This window comes from Streptomyces sp. SID3343 (genome assembly GCF_009865215.1).
Lineage (GTDB): Bacteria > Actinomycetota > Actinomycetes > Streptomycetales > Streptomycetaceae > Embleya.
This window is the reverse complement of record NZ_WWJX01001339.1, coordinates 1-4,149: the sequence shown is the minus strand read 5'-3', so window position 1 is coordinate 4,149 and position 4,149 is coordinate 1. Positions and strand designations below refer to the sequence as shown.

The following is a 4,149-nucleotide window of genomic DNA, read 5'->3' as shown; positions in this document are numbered from 1 at the left end:
GTTTGCGCACGGCGGCGTGCGGCGGTCGAAGCCGCAGCGCCAGGTGCGCCACGGCCGCCGTGCTGCCCCCGCCGCCCGCGCCTTCCGGGCGCGCGTCGCGGATCACGACGTCGGCCTCGGCCTGTCGACCGTCGAGCCGCACGCGGTCGCGGTCCGCGGCCAGTCCCGGCGGTGCCAGCACGTCCACGTCGGCCACGTCGAGCCGCCCGGTCGCGGTGAGCAGTCGTACCCGGGGGTGGGACCTGACCCGGACGCCCTCGGCGACGGTGACGTCGCGATCGAGCCCGCGACCGCCGGCCCGGCGGGCCCGGATCCGGAACCGGCCCAGGGCCGGGGTGGGGAAGAGGTCGGCGAGGTCGAGGTGCCCGCCGAGCGACTCGCGTTCGGCGACGAACGGCCGCGTGACGTCCCGGTTTTGCACCTCGACCCGCCAGGTCCGACCCGGCGCGATCGGCAGGTTCAGCGTCGGGGGCTGCGCGTACACCGGGTTGTCGTGGCCGTCGACGAGGCCCTCGACGGCCTCGCCCGGATGCAGCGCCGCGCCGCTGCCGGAACCGGCGACCGGTCGCCACCGGCCCTCGACGGGCGTGCCGTCCCGGGCGACGAGGTAGGCGCGGATCGCGCCGGCATCGGCGGTGAGCACCCGGCCCAGCCACCACTGGCCCCACCCGGCCGGCGCGGACAACTCCTCGGCGATCCGGCGCGTGGCGCGGAACGCGGCGGCAGGCGGCTCACCGGGATGCAGCAACCACACACTGCCGTTGGGCAACGCGTCGTCCGACGCGACGAGCGTGCCGCCCTCGTCGAAGACGAGCAGCGGATCGGCGGGATCGACCAGCGCGACGGTGTGCGTGGCACCGGACCAGTGCCGGCAATCCACGACCCGCGAAGGCGTCGGTAGCGCGCATCGGTCGGCCGTGACGGTCAGTGGGAACCCGTCCGCGTGCACGGTCCAGGTGTGTTCGGCCCGTCCCGCGAAGCGCAGGAAAAGCGACCCGGTGTCGGGGACGAGGTACAACTCGGGCGCCGAGTAGCGGATCCCGGTCGTGTCGAGGCCGGCGAGCAGCAGGGCGAGGCCGGGAGTGTCCGAGCCCGAATGCCGTCCGGGGCGGAGGACACCCTCCTCGGCCAACCGGTGCCAGGCCTCGCCCCACCCGCGCATCCAGGTCGACGCGGACATGCCGGGGGTCGACTCGGCGATCCTGTGGTGGAGTTGCCGCCGATCGGCAGCCCCGGCGGCGCACGACAGCAGGGCGACGACGGTACACGCGGGCCAACGGGTGAGCACGCCGAGCGGATCCGCCGTCGGGGCCTGCCGGCGTCGAAGATCGTCGTACGCGCTCAGCGCGGCCCGCACCAGTCGGCGCCGATGTCGCGAATCCACCGAACCGTCGCAGCGTAAGGACTCGTCGAGCGTTCCTCGCCAGAGGCTCTCGCTCTCCTCCAGGAGTTCCCAGGCTCCGATGTCCGTCATCGCACGCATCCCTCCCCAGCGGGGCGTCCGTGTCGAATATTCACCGGCGGCGGCACCCCGCGCCCCACCACATATGTATCAGTCGGCTTTCGTCCCACGGCTGCGGGTATGGGATCCGGTCCCTCGAAAACCAGCCTTCGGCCGGTGAATACCGTTGATTCGCGATAGCGCGCGCATAGACCTTCGAAGGGTGAAGAAAGTATCAAACGGGATGATGTCGAAGGAGCGCGCCTCGATTCGACCGCCCAGGCTCTCGCCCCATTCGGTGCCCCGTGCAAGAGTGAACGGCACGCGGCCGAGGGCCGGCCGAGCGCAGTGGTCACGAAAGGCCACCGGGGGTGTGCGGTGACCGCCGCCTTCGTTGTGGTGAGTGCGCACGAGCTGCTCGGATGTGGGCGGGAGAGAAGGCGGGCACGGAACCGAGCGTGAAACAGATCGATCCTTCCTCGCGTCGGGACGCGGCACTTCGGGTCCTGTCGGTCGCGGCGGCACAAAATCCGGGCGAGATTCCCTTTCCGATCGTCGCGACCGCGATAGCCGAGCACAGCCTGACCCGACCGGAGGCAGCGGCTCTGCTCCGGGACCTGCTGGACGCGGGCCACACCCTTCCGGCGAGCCTGATGTCGGTGGCCGCGCCACCGTCGGAGCGGGCGCCGCAGCCGGTGTCGACGCCGGTGGCGACGGCCGCGACGGTCCCCGCGCCCCCGGGTTCGCGGCGGTTGCTGACCGGGGCGGAGGTACTCGACCTGTCCCGTATCTCACTCGCCCACGTGGGGCTCGTCGCCGAGGCACCGGCGGCGCGCCCGTCGCCCGCCGTGCCGGGTTCGTCGGCCGCGACCTCGGGCGCGGCGCACGGGGAGACGGTGCTCGGCGGAGCGGTGCTCGGTGGTACGGCGTTCGGTGGCGCGGTGCAAAGGGAACAACCGAATCCGGATTCGGTCGTGGATTCGGTTCGGGATATGGTCGCGGACCCGGCCGCGCAGCGTGCGGACCCTCCCGAGGACGAGCCCGATCTCGACGAGCCCGACCCCGCTGAACCCGACCTCGACATCCTTGATCTTTATTGGTCGAGCGCGAACCGCTTTCCGCTGCTCGACGCCGCGCAGGAAGTCGATTTGGCCAGGCGTATCGAGGCCGGCGTGTTCGCCCGGGCCCGCCTCGACGAAACCACGTACATGTCGCCCGAAGAGGCCCGCGCCCTGCGGCGTATCGACGCCGACGGAAGACAGTGCTTCGATACTTTCGTCACGGCGAATCTACGCCTCGTCATCTCGATCGCCAAGAAACGCGCCTACCGGGGAATGGAGCTCCTGGACCTCTTCCAAGAGGGGAATCTCGGTCTCATTCGGGCCGTTCAGGGATTCGATCATGCCCAAGGCAATCGGTTCATCACGTACGCGTCGTGGTGGATTCGACAGAGCGTGCATCGAGGGCTGACCGACCGCGCGCGGGCGATCCGATATCCGGCCCACGTGGTCGAGCGGATCGCCCGGATCGACCAGGGCATCCGATCCCTGGAAGCCGCCGGCCGCCCGGTCACCGACCCCGCGATCGCCGCCGAGACCCACCTCGATCCCGCGGACGTGGCCAAGACCCGGAAGACCCTGCCGACCACGATCTCCCTCGAACGCGTCACGGACGTCGTCGACGACGAGGAGTTCGCCGAGCTGATCGACCGGGCCGCCGTTGCCGAGGAACCCCTCGGTGAGCTGCACGGTTTCGACTTCTCCGCGCTCGAACCGATCCTGAGCGCGTGCAGGGACCGCGAACGCTACATCCTCGAACGTCGTTTCGGCCTGCTCGGCGAGCCCGCCACGCTCGACGTCATCGGCGACGAACTCGCCCTCACCCGCGAGCGGATCCGCCAGATCGAATCGAAGGCGATGGGCAAGGTACGCGCTCGGGCCCGCCGCCTCCTCGGCGAGGCCCGCCGATGCGGCGGCCGGGAGGCGAGGCCCGCCCCGTGCCCCGATCAGCCGTCGAACGTCCACGCGAACATGACGTGGTCCGACTCCTGATCGGCCGCGGCGGAGCGGTAGGTGGCGACGGCGGCCTCGTTGCCGCGCTCGGTGACGACCCACATGCCGTAGCAACCGCGTTTGCGGGCCAGGTCGGCGAGTGACTCGGTGAGCGCGCGGCCGATGCCGTGGCCCCGATAGCCCTCGGCGACGGAGAGTTCGTACAGGAACATCTCGGTGCCCTTGTCGGGGTGCGTCGTCTCGACTCCGGTGACCATGCCGACCGGGGTCGCCGCCACGTACGCGAGCAGGATGTGATGCCCGGCCTCGCCGAGGAAGCGGGCCGCCCAGTCGGGGCGTACCGGATCGTCGAACAGGTCTCCGGCCGCGATCACGTCCGCCACCGAGGTCACACGCCGAATCGTCGCCACATTCGTATCCACGACGACATTCAACGAGATTTCGACCCGTTCCAGAACCCGTTCAAGGCAATGGACACCCCATGGTTGGAATTGTCCTGGGGACAAATTATGGCGGTTCGAGGGCTTTGGTCTGATTTCTCGAAGGGGTTCATCACTCGTCAGGGTGAACTTCGATCGGACGTGCGGCAGACCGCCGGTCGACGCGACGCGACGCGACGCGACACGGACGGGCGGGCGGCAAGCCGCCGGTTGCCGCGCCGCGATCGTCCGACCGCGCGCGGGCGATCACCGGCCC

The 4,149-nt window shown here is 70.6% G+C and carries 3 protein-coding genes; 1 reads left to right on the top strand and 2 read right to left on the bottom strand.

The features are described from left to right. Window positions 1-1,474: hypothetical protein (locus tag GT354_RS42490; RefSeq protein WP_202512915.1), on the bottom strand; the 1,474-nt coding region annotated here is incomplete at its 3' end. A gap of 425 nt (window positions 1,475-1,899) precedes the next feature. On the opposite strand from GT354_RS42490, the gene GT354_RS42485 reads away from it, so the two are divergent. Continuing rightward, window positions 1,900-3,492, top strand: coding sequence for a sigma-70 family RNA polymerase sigma factor (locus tag GT354_RS42485; protein ID WP_161362191.1), 1,593 nt, complete (start codon window positions 1,900-1,902; stop codon window positions 3,490-3,492). Here the strand turns inward: GT354_RS42485 and GT354_RS42480 are convergent. After that, window positions 3,447-3,845, bottom strand: coding sequence for a GNAT family N-acetyltransferase (locus GT354_RS42480; protein ID WP_161362189.1), 399 nt, complete (start codon window positions 3,843-3,845; stop codon window positions 3,447-3,449). The two genes, GT354_RS42485 and GT354_RS42480, sit on opposite strands and share 46 nt — an antisense overlap. Window positions 3,846-4,149: the final 304 nt, after the last annotated feature.